Raw genomic sequence first — 16,513 nt, 5'->3', positions numbered from 1 at the left:
TTCAAACTCCCCTTAGCTCAGGCGCAGGCGACTGGCGCCCACCAGCCAGCTGTAGATCAGATAAAGCACCACGGTCGCCAGCAGCAACAGCCCGCCGAGCGCAGTGGCCATGCCCCAGTTGATGCTGGTGTTGGTGTAGAACGCGACGAAGTAGCTGACCATCTGATCGTTCGGGCTGCCCAGCAGCGCCGGGGTGATGTAGTAGCCGATGGCGAGAATGAACACCAACAGGCAACCGGCGCCAACACCGGCATAGGTCTGCGGGAAGTACACCCGCCAGAAACTGGCGAACGGATGGCAACCCAGGGAAATCGCGGCACGCATGTAGGTCGGCGAGATGCCTTTCATCACGCTGTAGATCGGCAGGATCATGAACGGCAGCAGGATGTGCACCATCGAGATGTAAACCCCGGTACGGTTGAACACCAGCTCCAGCGGTTTATCGATCACGCCCATTGCCATCAGCGCGCTGTTGATCAATCCACCGGATTGCAGCAACACGATCCACGCGGCGACTCGTACCAGGATCGAGGTCCAGAACGGCAGCAGCACCAGAATCATCAGCAGGTTGCTTTGACGCGACGGCAGGTTGGCCAACAGGTACGCCAATGGATAGGCCAGCACCAGGCAGATCACGGTGATGATCAGGCCCATCCAGAAGGTCCGGGCGAAGATGTCGAGGTAGATCGCCTGATCCGGGGTGGCCGGGGCCAGCTCGCCGAGATCGTCGATGCGATGATCCACCGCCGCCAACAGGTAGAACGGGGTGATGCTGCTGGTGTTGCGCTTCACCGCTTGCCAATAGGCCGGATCGCCCCAACGCTCGTCGAGGCCTTCCAGCGCTTCTTTATAAGAGGTCGGCTCGCTGGCGAATGGCAGCGAACGGGCGGTTTTGGTCAGCAGGCTGCGATAGCCGGCCAACTCCATGTTCAAGCGCTTGGACAGATCGCCCAAGGTCTGGTTTTTGCGAGCTTCGGCGAGGTCTTCGCCGGCGGCCTTGTAGACCGGTTCAGCAGGCAGTCCGCGACCGTCCCAACTGGCAATGGCTGCCACGGTGCGTGGCATGCCGCCCACCACTTCCGGATTGCCGACGCTTTTGTAGAGCAGCGCCACGATCGGCACCAGGAACACCAGCAACAGAAACAGCACCAGCGGCGCGATCAGCGCCTGGGCCTTCCAGCGGTTGACCCGCTCGGCGTGCTTGAGCCGCTGCTTCAAGGTGGGGCTGTTGCCCTCGTTCAGGGGAACGGCGATAGCCATGACGTACTCCGGAAATCTTTTGAATGACGGCGTCACCCTTGGGGTGACGCCGCGTAGGCATCACGCCTTACTTCGCAGCCCAGGAATTGAAGCGCTGCTCCAGTTGCTCGCCGTTGTCAGCCCAGAAGCTGACGTCGATCTGCACCTGGTTGGCGATGTTTTCCGGAGTGGTCGGCATGTCTTTCAGGACATCCTTGGCCAGCAGCGGTACAGCCTGGGTGTTGGCCGGGCCGTAGGCGATGTTTTCCGAATAGGTCTTCTGCTGTTGCGGTTGCACCGAATAGGCGATGAATTTCTTCGCCGCTTCCGCACGCTTGGCGTCCAGACCTTTCGGGATGGCCCATGCGTCGAAGTCGTAGATGCCGCCGTTCCACACCACTTTCAGGTTGGATTCTTTCTGCACCGCCGCGATCCGGCCGTTGTAGGCCGAGCTCATGACCACGTCACCGGAGGCGAGGTACTGCGGCGGCTGGGCGCCGGCTTCCCACCACTGGATGCTTGGCTTGAGTTCGTCCAGTTTCTTGAATGCGCGATCCTGACCATCTTTGCTGGCCAACACTTTGTAGACGTCTTTCGGCGCAACACCGTCGGCCATCAGTGCGAATTCGAGGGTGTACTTGGCGCCTTTGCGCAGGCCGCGCTTGCCCGGGAATTTCTTGGTGTCCCAGAAGTCCGCCCAGCTGCTCGGTGCGGTTTTCAGCTTGTCGGCGTTGTAGGCCAGCACGGTCGACCACACGAAGAAGCCCACGCCACACGGCTGGATCGCGCCCTTGACGTAGTCTTCGGTCTTGCCGAACAGCGCAGGATCGAGTTGCTCGAACATGTCTTCGTCGCAGCCACGGGACAGTTCCGGCGATTCAACCTCTACCAGATCCCAGGACACGCTCTTGGTGTCGACCATGGCTTTGACCTTGGCCATCTCACCGTTGTACTCGCCGGCGACGATCTTGCCGTTGCCTGCTGCTTCCCACGGTGCGTAGAAGGCTTTGACTTGCGCCGCCTTGTTCGCCCCGCCAAACGACACCACGGTCAGATCCGGGCCAGCGGCCATTGCGCTTGCCGCACCCATCAGGCCCAGGGTCAGGGCTGTGAACTTCAGGGATCTCAACATTTATTGTTCTCTCCACGTGCAGGGTTGGTGTTGGTATTGCCGGGGCGATTAATGCGCCTCTAGAAGTGGGTCGAGTGCACGAACGTGCTCGACCTGCCAGCCAAGCGGAACCACGTCGCCGACTGCGAGCGCTGGATCGAGCTCGGCAATCGGTTGTTTCACGAAGAAGTCGGTCTTGCCGCAGACTTCCAGGCGCACCCGGACGTGGTCGCCCAGATAGATGAATTCGGCCACCCGCCCGGAGAAGCGGTTGACGCATTGATCGCTCGAGCCGTTGAGGCTGACGCGCTCCGGACGGATCGACAGGGTGACCGGTTCACCGGTCTGGCCGATGTTGACCGCCAGCGCCTCGACCTTTTCCCCACGCCCCAACTCGACCACGCAGCGCTCGCCGCTCTGGCTGAGCAGGCGACCGTTGAGGCGGTTGTTTTCGCCGATGAAGTTGGCGACGAAGGTGTTTTTCGGTTCTTCGTAGAGGGTGCGCGGCGGGGCGATCTGTTGGATCTCACCTTGATGGAATACAGCAACGCGGTCGGACATGGTCAGGGCTTCGCCCTGGTCGTGGGTCACGTAGACCACGGTCACGCCGAGGCGCTGGTGCAGGTGTTTGATTTCCATCTGCATGTGTTCGCGCAGCTGTTTGTCGAGGGCGCCGAGGGGTTCGTCCATCAGCACTAGTTGTGGCTCGAACACCAGCGCACGGGCCAGCGCCACACGTTGTTGCTGGCCGCCGGACAACTGCGCCGGATAGCGCGAAGCGAAGGCATCGAGCTGCACCATGCTCAGGACTTTCTTGACCTTGTCACTGACGTCGCTCTTGTTCAGACCGCGCACGGTCAGCGGGAACGCCAGGTTCTCGGCCACGGTCATGTGCGGAAACAGCGCGTAGTTCTGGAACACCATGCCGATGTCGCGTTTGTGCGGCGGCACGTTGTTGATCGCTCGCCCGGCCAGGAGGATTTCACCGGCGGTCGGTGTTTCGAAACCGGCGAGCATCATCAGGCTGGTGGTCTTGCCGGAGCCGGACGGCCCGAGCAGGGTCAGGAACTCGCCCTTGCGGATGTCCAGGTTGAGGTCTTTGACGATCAGGTTCTCGCCGTCGTAGCTCTTCTGCACTCCACGAAAGCTGACCAGCACATCACTGGCCCCTGCGTTTGATTCGACCTGGCTCATACCCACACCTTTGTTATTGATGACTGCTGTGGGATTAAGCCTAGTGGCTGCTTGCAGTCACGCAAATCGGGGCGCAGGAGAGAATCGCCTCAGCCGGATGGAAGACCGGGGGTAGGGATTGCCCTACAAGGATGGCGCGTTTGGACACGTCAGGTGCGAGCCCTGAGGTTCAAGCCGCAGGAACCGGTAAAAGCACCTGTCGCTATTGGATATGCGGGTTAAAGGAGCTTGTGTTCCATCGCATACTTCACCAGCTCGGCGAGTGATGTGATGTTGAGTTTCTGCATCAGTCGCGCCTTGTGGGTGCTGATGGTCTTGCTGCTCAGGGCCAGTTGCTGGGCGATGTCGTTGACGTTGGCGCCCTGGGCCAGGCGCTCGAATACCGAGAATTCGCGTTCGGACAACAACGAATGCAGCGGTCGTGTATCGGTCAGGCCGACTTCGAAGACCATGCGGTCGGCCAGTTCCGGATCGATGTAGCGCCCGCCCGCCGCGACCTTGCGAATCGCCGTCAGCAACAGCGCCGGATCGCTGTCCTTGGTCGCATACCCGGCGGCGCCGACCTTCAGCGCCCGGGCGGCCATCTGCGCTTCGTCGTGCATCGACAGCACCAGAATCGCCGGCGGATTGTTCAGTGCGCGGATACGCGGAATCGCTTCCAGCCCGTTGACCCCGGGCATGGAAATATCCAGCAGCACCACCTCGCACGGCACACTGCGCAGGGTTTCAAGCAACTGCTCGCCATTGCTCGCCTCCCCCACCACTTGCAGATCCTTGGCCAGGCCGATCAATTGCTTGATGCCTTCGCGAACGATGGTGTGGTCTTCGGCTACCAGTACACGGATCACTTACTTCTCCTCATCCAATGGCACCCGCACGCTCAGTGTGGTGCCCTCGCCCGGTTCGCTGTCGAGTGACAACTGCCCGCCCATGATCAACACCCGCTCACGCATGCCCACCAGTCCAAAGGACGTCGGCCTGCCCGCAGCGGCGACAAATCCTACGCCATCATCGCTGACTGTCAGACACAAATCGGAGCCTTCGAGCGCCAGCGTCAGTTCCACAGTATGCGCCTGGGCATGGCGCATGACGTTGGTCAGCGCTTCCTGAAGGATGCGGAACAGGCCAATGGCCTTGGCATCGCTCAGCGGCGGCAGATTGTCCGGCACCTGCACCAGACACGGAATCTGCGTGCGCGCCTCAAATCGCCGGGCCTGCCACTCGATCGCCGAGGCTATCCCGGCATCGAGGATCGGCGGGCGCAATGCCGTCGCCACATCGCGCACCAACTGGAACAGCTGGGCGATCAGGCGTTTCATGCTGTTCAGGCGTTCGTTCAGACCCGGATCGAGTTGCGCGTAGGCCAGTTCGCACATCGATGTCTCCAGTTTCAGCACCGTCAACATCTGCCCCAGCTCATCGTGAACCTCGCGGGCAATGCGTGCTTTTTCCTCTTCCCGCACGCTTTCGAGATGCGCCGACAGCTCGCGCAGTTGTTCGCGCGATGCCGCCAGTTCCAGTTCGATGCGCTTGCTTTCGGTGATGTCCCAGACGATGCCGTCCCAGACGTAGGCGCCGTCCTCCAGTTGCCGGGTGATGGCCTTGATCTCGGCCCAGCGCTGTTCGCCCTGCCGCGTCAGGATCCGCCCCTGCCACGACCAGTCGCTGTCGGTGTCCAGCGCCCGGTCCTGAGTCTGGTGATAACCGGCCTTGTCGTCCGGGTGCACCAGGCTGCGCAGGCCCATGTCGCGATGAGCGATGGCGGCCGGCGCGTAGCCCACCAGACTTTCGCTGCCCTCACTGATGTAGGCAAAGTCGATCTGCCCGGTCACCGGCGCCCGCTCCAGGCGGAACACCAGCCCCGGCACGTTGGCGGCGATGCCCTGCAAGCGCGCCTCGCTTTCCTGCAACGCGGCCAGGGCCCGCCGGCGTTCGGTGACGTCAGTGAGATAAACCACCAGATATTCGCTGTCGCGAAAGCGCAGAAAACTCAACGACACATCCGCCGGCAGGATGCTGCCATCCGCCCGCACACAACTCGTTTCAAAGCTGAGCGGCCCTTCTTCACTGGCCCGGGCGCGTTTCCACAGGTTAAGCCAGCGGTCCATGTGCAAGCCGGGTTCGAAGTCGATCAGCGGTCGTTCGATCAGCGCGCCCTGTGGATAACCCAGCATGTGTTCCGCCGCGCGGTTGGCGTAGCGCACGTGGCTGTCCCAGTTGACCCAGAGGATGCCGACGGTGCTCTGATCGATGGAAAACTGGGTCAGGCGCAGGGCTTCTTCGCTGGCGGCACGCAGGGCGATGTCTTCCCGGGCGGCGAGCAGGCGTTGTTCAAGGCTGTGTTGCTGGCGCCGCTGCCAGAAGACGATTGCCGCACAACTGAGCAGCAACACGGCGAACAACAGGCTCAGGTTCTGCCAGAACCCCGGCGACTCCGAAAGCCGCGGGTACTTGGGTTGCAGCCATTGGGTGTGCAGGCGCTCCAGATCTTTTGCCGGGATCGCCCGCAAGGCACTTTCGACAATCCCGGCCAGCTCCGGCCAGTCACGACGGGTGGCGACCCGCAGCAGCTGCGGTAGACCAATGTCGCCGACCACGACCAGCCCGGCAAACTCCGGTTCTGTCGACAGCCGCCCCAATTGCGCTTCGTCCACCACCGCGTAAGACGCCTGCTGACTCAACAGCAACTGCAACGCCTGACGCTCCAGCGGCACGCCTTGCAGATTCAGATGGGGATAGTTGCCGCGCAAGTAATCGGCGGTGACGCTGGGCATGCGCACGGCTACCCGGGCCTGGCTGTCGAGTTTTTCCAGTTCGACCGAACTGCTCACTTTCTGGTCGCTGACCACCAGTTGCGGCACGCGCATGTAGGGATCGGAAAACTGCCAGAGACGCAGCGAGCCGGGCGTCTGGGTCAGGCCCGGCGCAATATCGATTTCGCCGTCCCGCGCGGCGGCTTCAAGTTGTTCCAGATCGGGGAAGTTGCGCCAGCTGAGTTCGATATCGAGGGCCTTGGCCATCCATTTCATCAATTCGACATTGGCCCCGGACAGCCGCTGCAAGCGCCGGTCGTATTGCGCGTACGGTGCCTGAAGAATCAGGCCGACGCGCAATTCATTGTGCTGGGTCAGCCACTGTTGCTGGCCCGCCGACAACTGCGCAACATGGCTCGGCGGCGCAGGCGCGGCCCACCCCATCAAGGGAAACGCCAGACAGCCGATAACCCACAGGCAGCAAAAACGCATCATTGAAATCCCATACACTGACAAATTCTGACCAACCCATTAGGCTGCCGGGATACTTTCTGGCCTGGAATAACCGATGCCCCCTGTCTCTCGCCTGGCAATGCCAGCATTGTGCCTGTCGCTGATCCTGCCTTGTGCGTTTTCCGTCGAAGCCGCCGATCCGGCACCCGCCGCAGCAGCGGAAAAACCCGCCGAAGAAAAACCGGTCGAACGCCAGCCATTGCTTGAGCGTAGTCAGGAAGAAGCCTCGGCACTCGAACGCAAAGTCCCGGCCCAGGAACAGCAACAGTTGCAGGCCGGCAGCGATACATTCCTCGCGCTGTGGAAACCGGCCAACACGGCCGATCCCAAAGGCGTGGTGATCCTCATCCCCGGCGCCGGTGAAACCGCTGACTGGCCCCAGGCGATCGGCCCGCTGCGGCGCAAATTGCCGGACGTCGAGTGGAACAGCCTGAGTATCACCCTGCCCGACCTGCAAAGCGATGCCATCGCACCGCGCGTGATCGAAGCACCCGCAGCGCCGAAAACCGCCGATGCAGGCAGCAAGGATTCGACCACTGCCGAACCGATCGAGCAAGCCGCTGGCGGTGAAGCGGATGTGGCGGACAAGGTCGTCGCCGAAACCACCGAAGAACAGGCCAAGGCCGACGCCGAACGAATCATCGCCCGCATCGACGCAGCGATTGCCTACGCCGAACAGCAAGGCGCGCACAGCATCGTGGTGCTCGGGCACGGCACCGGTGCCTATTGGGCCGCGCGTTTCCTGAACGAAAAGCAGACGGCACAAGTGGAAAAACTGGTGATGGTCGCCGCGCAAGTACCACCCAAGGCCAAGCCTGAACTGGCAGAACTGACGCCACTGCTGAAGCTGCCGACCGCCGATATCTTCTATACGGACAAGCTGCTGGATCGCAACGCCGCACTGGCGCGTTTGCAGGCCAGCAAGCGCTTGAAGACGTCGGCGTTCAGCCAGGTCGCGCTCAAGGCGTTGCCCGACAACAAGGCCGAGCAGGAACAATTGTTCCGCCGGGTTCGCGGCTGGTTGAATCCGCAAACCCCGGACTGACCGACCGCACAAAAAAAGATCGCAGCCTGGGCTGCGATCTTTTTTTTCGTCTAGCGGAAATCCCGCCGCTCGCGAATCAATGTGTAGGCATTGTGCAAGTCGCGAGTTCTTTCAGTTGCCTCGAGTACCTGGGCAGCCGTCGCACCGGTCCCGGCCACCTTGTCCGGATGATGGCGGCTGAGCAGGCGACGATAGGCGCGTTTGATCTGTGCCGGTTCGCTGGTCGCCGACACGCCGAGCAGGCGCATCGCATCCTGATAACTCACCGCTGCGCTGACGATCGGGCGCTTGTTCGGCTCGTAATCCGCTGCCAGCGCCTGAATCTGGTGAGTCGTCCAGCCCAGCCACTTGCCCCATTGCGCCAGCAGTTCGCGCTCGCTGCTGCCGGCCCGGCCATCGGCCCAGACCATCCGCCAACAAGCGCGCAACACGCCTTCGGCCGCATGGGGCTGAGCGCTGAGACGCCGCAGATAACCGCGCAGGCGATCCCCGCCGGACTTGCCGCGATTGAACGCGGCAATGGCCCGGCGCTGCGCCGGCTCGCTCATGTCCAGCGCGCGCATCTCCTGACGCGCCTGCTGGATATGACCGTCGGTGACCCGCCCGTCACTCTTGGCCAGACGCCCGAGCAAGACGAACAACAACTCGTCGTTGCGCAGCATCGGCTGGCCGCCGAGTTTTTCCCGCAAATGCCCCCAGCTCTGCAAATGCAGGCGCCGATCCAGCGCCTGCCCCAACAAAGCCCCAAGCATGGCCCCCGGAATGCTGGCGATAGCAAAACCCGCTCCGGCTCCAATCAGAGTCCCTGGCCACAACATATCAGCGACTCGCTTCTATCAAGGTTTCGGCTTCAGCCAGACGCTCGTGCGTACCGACATCGACCCAGTGGCCTTTCAGTCGCTCACCGCTCACCTGCCCGTCCGCCATGGCTTTGCGCAGCAACGGTGCCAGTTTGAAGGCGCCGTCCGTGCAGCCATCGAACAATTGCGGGTGCAGCACAGCGATGCCGCTGTAGGTCAGGGTCGCCGTCTCCGGTTGCCCGTCCTGCACCTGGTCGCCGACCAGACAGAAATCGCCCGTCGGGTGATGGGCCGGATTGTCCGCCAGCACCAGATGCGCCAGCCCGGTGATCGGCTGGTGCAGCACGCTGAAGTCGTAATCGGTCCAGATGTCACCGTTGACCACCAGGAACGCTTCGTCACCGAGCAACGGCAAGGCGCGGAAGATACCGCCACCGGTCTCCAGAGGTTCGCCTTCGGGCGAGTAACGGATGCTCAGGCCGAATTGCGAACCGTCGCCCAGGTAATCTTCGATCTGCTGACCGAGCCAGGCATGGTTGATCACGATGTCGCTGAAACCCGCCGCCGCCAGGGCACGCAGGTGGTACTCGATCAACGGTACGCCAGCGGCACGCACCAGCGGTTTGGGGGTGGTCAGGGTCAGCGGGCGCATGCGCTCGCCTTTGCCGGCCGCCAGAATCATTGCCTTCATGCAGTCACTCCGCCACGCAGGCTGACCAGCAATGCCTGCAGTTGCGCCAATTCCGGACGGCGTGCGATCACCGCTTCTATATAGGAGAAGAAGCGCGGCACATCGCCGAGGTAGCGCGGCTTGCCGTCGCGGTGACAGATGCGGGCGAAGATACCGATGACTTTGAGGTGACGTTGCACGCCCATCAGGTCGCTGGCGCGCAGGAAGTCTTCGAAGTCCGGCTGCACGGGGATGTTCAACGCTGTCGCCTGCTGCCAGTAGTTTTCCAGCCAGCCACGTACGCGTTCTTCAGGCCAACTGAGGAAGGCGTCCTTGAACAGACAGGTCACGTCGTAGGTCACCGGGCCGTACACCGCGTCCTGGAAATCCAGCACGCCGGGGTTCGGCTCGCTGAGCATCAGGTTGCGCGGCATGTAGTCGCGGTGCACCAGCACTTTGGGCTGTGCCAGCGCGCTGTCGATCAGCAGATCGCTGACCTGCTGCCACTGCTGCTGTTGCGTGGCGTCGAATTCCACACCCAGTTCGCGTTTCACGTACCACTCGGGGAACAGTTCCAGCTCGCGACGCAACAGTGCGACGTCATAACTCGGCAGCGGTGCCACCATCGGCAACTGCTGAAATGCCAGCAGCGACTGCAAGGCATCGCTGAACAATGCATCGGCATTTTCGCTGTCGATCACGTCGAGATAGGTCTTGTTGCCCAGGTCATTGAGCAAAAGAAATCCGCGCTCGAGGTCCTCGGCATAAATTTTCGGCACGTTAATTCCGGATTTCGCCAGCAAAAAGGCGATATCCACGAACGGTTTGCAGTTTTCCTGGGGCGGCGGTGCGTCCATCACGACGAAACTGCGACCGGCGCCTTCCCAACGGAAATAACGGCGGAAACTCGCGTCGCTGCTGGCCGCAGTCAACGTGGCCGGGGGTACGACACCCCAGCCCTGATCGGCAAAAAGGGTTGCCAACTGCTCATCGAGCCAAACTTTCAGGTGTTGCAAGCGTACATCTTGGTCAGGCATTGCAAGGGTCTCCGACGGCGCTAGCCGTCAAGCGGGTCATGCTTTATTATCCAGCATCTTTTTCAGACCATCGAGAGGCGTGCGGCCCACACCGCGGGCAGATGGCACGCAGGAAGCCCGGACTAATAAGATGGCATTGAAATCCCCCGCGTTTCGTAAAAAATTTCCGTTGTTGGTAACCGGCAGTCTGCTGGCTATGCAACCTCTGGCCAGTTCATTCGTTGTCGCCGCCGAGCAGTATGACTGCGCCGTCTCGGCTACGGGCGGTTGGGCCTGTTCGCCAAAGACGTCGGCGGCTGCATTGCCACCGCGTCCGGTGCATGACGGCAGTGCTGTCAGCGCCACCGGCGAAACCCCGGCCGAGAACGGCAGCGTTTCGGACTCCGGTCCCAAACCCGTGCTGGTCACCGAGTCCAAGGGCCGCGGCCTGAAATCCCGTAGCGAAGACTACAGTCACCTCGACTGGGTTCCGCGCGAGAAGCTCACCGCCGCCCAACTGGCCGAGACAGGTCCTTACTGCTCTGGTTCCTATATCGAACCAATTCGTCCTGGCATGAATGACAAGACGAATAAAAGTGACGCTCCGACCTTCATCGGCGCGAAAGCCTCGCGCTATAACACCGAAGATCAGGTCGGCACGCTGGCCGGTGACGTGGTTCTGCGTCAGGGCAGCATGCAGGTCGAGTCCCAGGAAGCGAGCCTCTACCAGGCCGAAAGCCGCGCCGAACTCAAGGGCGACGTGCGCATCCGCGACAATGGCGCGCTGATCGTCGGCGACCACGCCGATGTGCAGCTCGACACCGGTGAAGCGAAAGTCGACAACGCCGAATACGTGATGCACAAGTCGCGCATCCGCGGTAACGCGCTGTACGCCAAGCGCGCCGAGAACGCGATCATCCGCTTGAAGGACGGCACGTACACCACGTGCGAACCGAACAGCAACGCCTGGCAGCTCAAGGGCAACAACATCACCCTGAACCCTGCCACCGGCTTCGGTACCGCGACCAACGTGACACTGCGGGTCAAGGACATTCCGATCCTGTACACCCCGTACATCTATTTCCCGATCGACGACCGTCGTCAGTCGGGCTTCCTGCCGCCGACCATCGGCACCGGCAGCGACACCGGCTTCACGCTGGTCACCCCGTACTACTTCAACCTGGCGCCGAACTACGATGCCACGTTGTACCCGCGCTACATGAGCAAGCGCGGCATGTTGGTGGAAGGCGAATTCCGTTACCTGACCAAATCCAGCGAAGGTCAGTTCGGCGCCGCGTACCTCAACGACGAAGACACCGATCGCAGCAAGCAGACCGATTACGAAAAAAATCGCTACATGTACAACTGGCAACACAAGGGTGGCCTGGACTCCCGCGTGTACACCCAGGTTGACTACACCAAGATCAGCGATCCGTACTACTTCCAGGACCTGACCACCGACCAGATCGGTGTGAAGAGCCAGGACTTCGTGAATCAGCAGGGTCTGGTTGCCTACCGTGGTGATAACTACACCGCCATCCTGAATGCTCAGCAATATCAGCTGGCAACCGTTTCGAACATCACACCTTACGGGCGCCTGCCGCAGATCACCTTCAATGGCAAACTGCCGTACCACCCGGAAGGCCTGAACTTCGATTACGAGACCGAACTCGTTCGCTTTGACCGCGATCTGAAAACCGGTGACTTCGTCAACGAAGACGGCACCGTCTCGCCGCGCCTGGATACCAACGTGACCGGCCTGGCTCGTGCCAACGGCGATCGCCTGAATCTGAAGCCTGGCGTCAGCCTGCCGATGAACTGGACGTATGGTTTCCTCAAGCCATCGCTCAAGTACCAGTACACCCAGTACCAACTGGACCTGGACGGCCAGGGCAAAGACGACATCATTGTCCAGAAGGCATTCGCAGCAGCGAACGGCACCCGATACGTCAACGGTAATTTTGGCAGCAACCAGAGCCGTGGCGTGCCGATCGCCAGCATCGACAGCGGCCTGTACTTCGACCGCGACACGTCGTACTTTGGCAAAAACTACCGCCAGACCCTGGAACCGCGCCTGTTCTACCTCTATGTACCGGAGAAGGATCAGGAAGACATTCCAGTGTTCGACACCAGCGAATACACCTTCAACTATGCCTCGCTGTTCCGAGACAACCGCTTCTCCGGTTCCGACCGGGTCGGCGACGAGAACAAGCTTTCGTTGGGTGTGACCAGCCGCTGGATCGAAGACGACGGTTTCGAACGTCAACGCATCAGTGTCGGCCAGGCCTTGTACTTCAAGGATCGCGAAGTCCAACTGCCAGGTATCGATCCAAAGACCCGCGACGATGCGCATTCCAACGTTTCGCCTTATGCGCTGGAATACGAATACCGCTGGAACCGCGACTGGCGCACCACTGCCGACTACAACTGGGATCCGGACAGCCGCAGCCCACGTTCCGGCAGCGCGATGTTCCACTACCAGCCTGAAGACAACCCGAACAAGGTGGTCAACCTCGGTTATCGCTATCGCAACGACCAGGTTCGTTACGACCAGAACACCGGCAAATGGTCGGTGGGTGGTGGCGACTACGGCACCCCGGGCCAGCCTGGCTACGTGAAGGACTACTACAAGATCCAGCAGCATGACTTCTCGGTCATCTGGCCGATCGTTCCACAGTGGAGCGCAATCAGCCGCTGGCAGTACGACTACAACCGCAACCGTACACTGGAAGCCTTCGGTGGTTTCGAGTACGACAACTGCTGCTGGAAACTGCGCCTGATCAACCGTTACTGGGTTTCCTACGACGAGTTCAGTCAGGAAGCTCCGCAAAACGAAAAAGGCGACCACGGCGTCTTCCTACAAATTGTTCTGAAGGGACTCGGCGGCCTTACTGGCGCCAAGGTAGAGAGCTTCCTCGACAAAGGCATCCAAGGTTATCGTCAACGTGAAGACCAAGCTTTCTGATTGTCTGCGCCCGCTGATGCTGGGCGCGCTGTTCCTGGGTACCGCGGCCAACGCCGCGGTGCAGTCCATCGATAAAGTGGTGGCCATCGTCGACAACGACGTGGTCATGCAGAGCCAGCTGGATCAACGCGTCCACGAAGTTCAGCAAACCATCGCCAAGCGCGGTGGCGGCTTGCCGCCTCCGGGCGTACTGGATCAACAGGTGCTCGAGCGCCTGATCGTCGAAAACCTGCAACTGCAGATCGGCGAACGTTCCGGTATTCGCATCACCGATGAAGAACTGAACCAGGCTGTCGGCACTATTGCCCAGCGCAACAACATGACTGTCGATCAGTTCCGCGCAGCCCTGGCTCACGACGGCCTGAGTTACGAAGGCGCCCGTGAGCAGATCCGCAAGGAAATGGTCATCAGCCGCGTGCGTCAGCGCCGTGTTGCAGAACGCATTCAGGTATCGGAGCAGGAAGTGAAGAACTTCCTCGCCTCCGACCTGGGCAAGATGCAACTGTCCGAAGAGCTGCACCTGGCCAACATCCTGATCCCGACCCCGGAAAGCGCCAACTCTGAAGCAATTCAGAGCGCCGCACGTCAGGCGATGGAGGTTTACCAGCAACTCAAGCAAGGCGCTGATTTCGGTCAACTGGCCGTTGCCAAGTCCGGCAGCGACAACGCTCTGGAAGGCGGCGACATGGGCTGGCGTAAAGCTGCTCAACTGCCACCGCCGTTCGACCGCGAACTGAGCAGCATGTCGCCGGGTGAAATCACTCAGCCAGCACGCACTCCGGGTGGTTTCATCATCCTGAAACTGCTGGAAAAACGCGGCGGCGAAAGCCAGATGCGCGACGAAGTGCATGTGCGCCATATCCTGGTCAAGCCAAGTCCGGTCCGTGACGAAGCGAAAACCAAGGAACTGGTTCAATCGCTGTATAACCGCATCTCGGCCGGCGAAGATTTTGCTGAACTGGCCAAGAAATACTCGGAAGACCCAGGCTCTGCCCTCAACGGCGGCGACCTGAACTGGATCGACCCGAACGCACTGGTACCGGAATTCCGCGCCGTGATGGCCAAGTCCCCGCAGGGTCAGCTGTCCAAGCCATTCCAGACCCAGTACGGCTGGCACGTTCTGGAAGTCCTTGGCCGTCGCGCCACTGACAGCACCGAACAGGCCCGTGAGCAGCAAGCCATGACCGTACTGCGTAACCGCAAATACGATGAAGAGCTGCAAACCTGGCTGCGTCAGATCCGTGACGAAGCGTACGTAGAGATCAAACTCCCTGGTGCAGACCAGGCAGCGCAGTGAAACCCAAGCGTTTCGCGCTGACACCCGGCGAACCAGCCGGCATCGGTCCCGACCTGTGCCTGCTGCTCGCCTCGCAAGCCCAGCCACATCCCCTGATTGCCATCACCAGCCGCGACCTGCTCCAAGAGCGGGCCGCGCAGCTGGGGCTGGCCGTCAGTCTGCTGCCTGTGTCGCCCGGTCAATGGCCGGACCTTCCGGCGCCGGCCAACAGCCTTTATGTCTGGGACACCCCGCTCAGCGCCCCCGTGGTTGCCGGGCAACTGGACAAGGCCAACGCCGCATTCGTTCTTGAAACCCTGACCCGCGCCGGCAATGGCTGTCTGAACGGTGATTTCGCCGGGATGATCACCGCCCCGGTGCACAAGGGCGTGATCAACGAATCGGGCATCGCTTTTTCCGGCCACACCGAATTCCTCGCCGACCTGACCCACACCGCCCAGGTCGTGATGATGCTCGCTACCCGCGGTTTGCGCGTGGCGCTGGTCACCACTCACCTGCCCCTGCGCGACATCGCCGATGCGATCACGCCGGAGCGACTGGAACGGGTCACGCGAATTCTGCACGCCGACCTGCAAGACAAATTCGGCATCGCCCAACCGCGCATCCTGGTCTGCGGACTCAACCCGCACGCCGGTGAAGGTGGACACCTGGGCCATGAAGAAATCGACATCATCGAACCCACATTGGAGCGCCTGCGCGGCGAGGGCATGGACCTTCGTGGCCCGCTGCCTGCCGACACTCTGTTTACCCCCAAATATCTGGAGCACTGCGACGCAGTGCTGGCGATGTACCACGACCAGGGCCTGCCCGTGCTCAAGTACAAAGGCTTCGGCGCAGCGGTCAACGTGACCCTGGGCCTGCCGATCATCCGCACCTCCGTCGACCACGGCACCGCCCTGGATCTGGCCGGTAGCGGCAAGATCGACACCGGCAGCCTGCAGGTCGCCCTGGAAACCGCCTACCAGATGGCCGAGACCCGTTTATGACCGAGCAATACCAACACAAGGCGCGCAAACGCTTTGGCCAGAACTTCCTGCACGATGCCGGCGTCATCGACCGTATCCTGCGCTCCATCAGCGCCAAGCCTGACGACCGGATGCTGGAAATCGGCCCGGGCCAGGGTGCATTGACCGCAGGCCTGCTGAACAGCGGTGCACAACTCGACGTGGTGGAACTGGACAAGGACCTGATCCCGATCCTCAACCAGCAGTTCGCCGGCAAGAGCAACTTCAACCTGCATCAGGGCGATGCGCTGAAGTTCGACTTCAATACCCTGAACGCCGCACCGAACAGCCTGCGCGTGGTCGGCAACCTGCCGTACAACATCTCCACGCCGTTGATTTTCCACCTGCTGAACAACGCCGGCATCATCCGCGACATGCACTTCATGCTGCAGAAGGAAGTGGTTGAACGTCTCGCCGCAGGTCCGGGTGGTGGTGACTGGGGCCGTCTGTCGATCATGGTTCAGTACCATTGCCGGGTCGAGCACCTGTTCAACGTCGGCCCGGGTGCTTTCAACCCGCCGCCGAAGGTCGACTCGGCCATCGTCCGCCTGGTGCCGCACGCGGTACTGCCGCACCCGGCCAAGGACCATCGCCTGCTGGAGCGCGTCGTGCGCGAAGCCTTCAACCAGCGCCGCAAGACCTTGCGCAACACCCTCAAGCAATTGCTGAGCAACGCTGAAATCGAGGCCGCCGGCGTCGATGGCAGTTTGCGTCCCGAGCAGCTTGATCTGGCGGCATTCGTACGCCTGGCCGACAAGCTCGCCGAACAGCCCGCACCAACACCCGCTGCCGACTGACAGGCAAGCATTGCGCTCGGGCAGGACACCGCTCTGGTCTCCTGCCCGATACTTGCCTAGACTCAACCCATCGGCGACACCCCGCGTTCCGCTTTGTCCTTAAGGCCTT

13 protein-coding genes are annotated in these 16,513 nt (G+C 61.4%); 5 read left to right on the top strand and 8 right to left on the bottom strand.

The window, feature by feature from the left end; genetic code table 11:
* Positions 1-12 precede the first annotated feature (12 nt).
* The 5 genes from AC1RR7_RS11245 to AC1RR7_RS11225 all read right to left on the bottom strand — a co-directional run bounded on the left by AC1RR7_RS11245 (position 13) and on the right by AC1RR7_RS11225 (position 6,792).
* Positions 13-1,260 carry an ABC transporter permease gene (locus tag AC1RR7_RS11245; RefSeq protein WP_096817913.1) on the bottom strand — a complete coding sequence of 416 codons (1,248 nt, stop codon included), beginning with the start codon at positions 1,258-1,260 and terminating at the stop codon, positions 13-15.
* Between the two features lie 67 nt (positions 1,261-1,327).
* Positions 1,328-2,371, bottom strand: coding sequence for a polyamine ABC transporter substrate-binding protein (locus tag AC1RR7_RS11240; protein WP_096817911.1), 1,044 nt, complete (start codon positions 2,369-2,371; stop codon positions 1,328-1,330).
* A 48-nt stretch (positions 2,372-2,419) separates the two neighbouring features.
* The gene (locus AC1RR7_RS11235; protein ID WP_085667439.1) at positions 2,420-3,544 is read right to left on the bottom strand and encodes an ABC transporter ATP-binding protein; all 1,125 of its coding nucleotides are present in this window, start codon (positions 3,542-3,544) and stop codon (positions 2,420-2,422) included.
* Positions 3,545-3,762: 218 nt separating this feature from the next.
* Positions 3,763-4,392, bottom strand: a complete 630-nt coding sequence (locus AC1RR7_RS11230; RefSeq protein WP_003228820.1) for a response regulator — start codon at positions 4,390-4,392, stop codon at positions 3,763-3,765.
* A complete protein-coding gene (locus AC1RR7_RS11225; protein WP_493157408.1) occupies positions 4,393-6,792 on the bottom strand; it encodes a PAS domain-containing sensor histidine kinase in 2,400 nt (799 codons plus the stop codon).
* A gap of 73 nt (positions 6,793-6,865) precedes the next feature.
* Between AC1RR7_RS11225 and AC1RR7_RS11220 the strand changes: the two genes are divergently transcribed.
* Positions 6,866-7,855: an alpha/beta hydrolase family protein gene (locus AC1RR7_RS11220; RefSeq protein ID WP_493157406.1), complete on the top strand. Its 990-nt coding sequence runs from the start codon at positions 6,866-6,868 to the stop codon at positions 7,853-7,855.
* A gap of 50 nt (positions 7,856-7,905) precedes the next feature.
* Here the strand turns inward: AC1RR7_RS11220 and AC1RR7_RS11215 are convergent, their stop codons facing one another.
* Genes AC1RR7_RS11215 through AC1RR7_RS11205 form a run of 3 tightly spaced genes read right to left on the bottom strand, consistent with a single transcriptional unit; the run spans position 7,906 to position 10,362 of the window.
* Entirely contained in the window at positions 7,906-8,673 is a 768-nt protein-coding gene (locus AC1RR7_RS11215; protein ID WP_102619793.1) for a TerB family tellurite resistance protein, read from the bottom strand.
* A gap of 1 nt (position 8,674) precedes the next feature.
* Positions 8,675-9,346, bottom strand: coding sequence for an N-acetylmuramate alpha-1-phosphate uridylyltransferase MurU (gene murU, locus AC1RR7_RS11210; RefSeq protein WP_102619792.1), 672 nt, complete (start codon positions 9,344-9,346; stop codon positions 8,675-8,677).
* The gene (locus AC1RR7_RS11205; protein WP_273538778.1) at positions 9,343-10,362 is read right to left on the bottom strand and encodes a phosphotransferase; all 1,020 of its coding nucleotides are present in this window, start codon (positions 10,360-10,362) and stop codon (positions 9,343-9,345) included. The genes murU and AC1RR7_RS11205 overlap by 4 nt, the downstream gene beginning before the upstream one ends.
* Before the next feature lie 130 nt (positions 10,363-10,492).
* On the opposite strand from AC1RR7_RS11205, the gene AC1RR7_RS11200 reads away from it, so the two are divergent.
* The 4 genes from AC1RR7_RS11200 to rsmA are packed head-to-tail and all read left to right on the top strand — an operon-like array spanning position 10,493 to position 16,404.
* Positions 10,493-13,306 (top strand): LPS-assembly protein LptD, encoded by a 2,814-nt coding sequence (locus AC1RR7_RS11200; RefSeq protein WP_102619790.1) that lies wholly within the window; start codon positions 10,493-10,495, stop codon positions 13,304-13,306.
* Positions 13,287-14,603 carry a peptidylprolyl isomerase SurA gene (surA, locus tag AC1RR7_RS11195; protein ID WP_146013067.1) on the top strand — a complete coding sequence of 439 codons (1,317 nt, stop codon included), beginning with the start codon at positions 13,287-13,289 and terminating at the stop codon, positions 14,601-14,603. Before AC1RR7_RS11200 ends, surA begins: the two co-directional genes overlap by 20 nt.
* On the top strand, positions 14,600-15,589 hold the full coding sequence (gene pdxA, locus AC1RR7_RS11190) for a 4-hydroxythreonine-4-phosphate dehydrogenase PdxA (protein ID WP_102619789.1): 990 nt from the start codon (positions 14,600-14,602) through the stop codon (positions 15,587-15,589). The genes surA and pdxA overlap by 4 nt, the downstream gene beginning before the upstream one ends.
* Positions 15,586-16,404 carry a 16S rRNA (adenine(1518)-N(6)/adenine(1519)-N(6))-dimethyltransferase RsmA gene (gene rsmA / locus AC1RR7_RS11185; protein WP_096817896.1) on the top strand — a complete coding sequence of 273 codons (819 nt, stop codon included), beginning with the start codon at positions 15,586-15,588 and terminating at the stop codon, positions 16,402-16,404. Before pdxA ends, rsmA begins: the two co-directional genes overlap by 4 nt.
* Positions 16,405-16,513: the final 109 nt, after the last annotated feature.

The organism is Pseudomonas sp. GW821-FHT11G12 (assembly GCF_058808055.1).
This window is presented reverse-complemented; position numbering and strand designations above follow the sequence as displayed.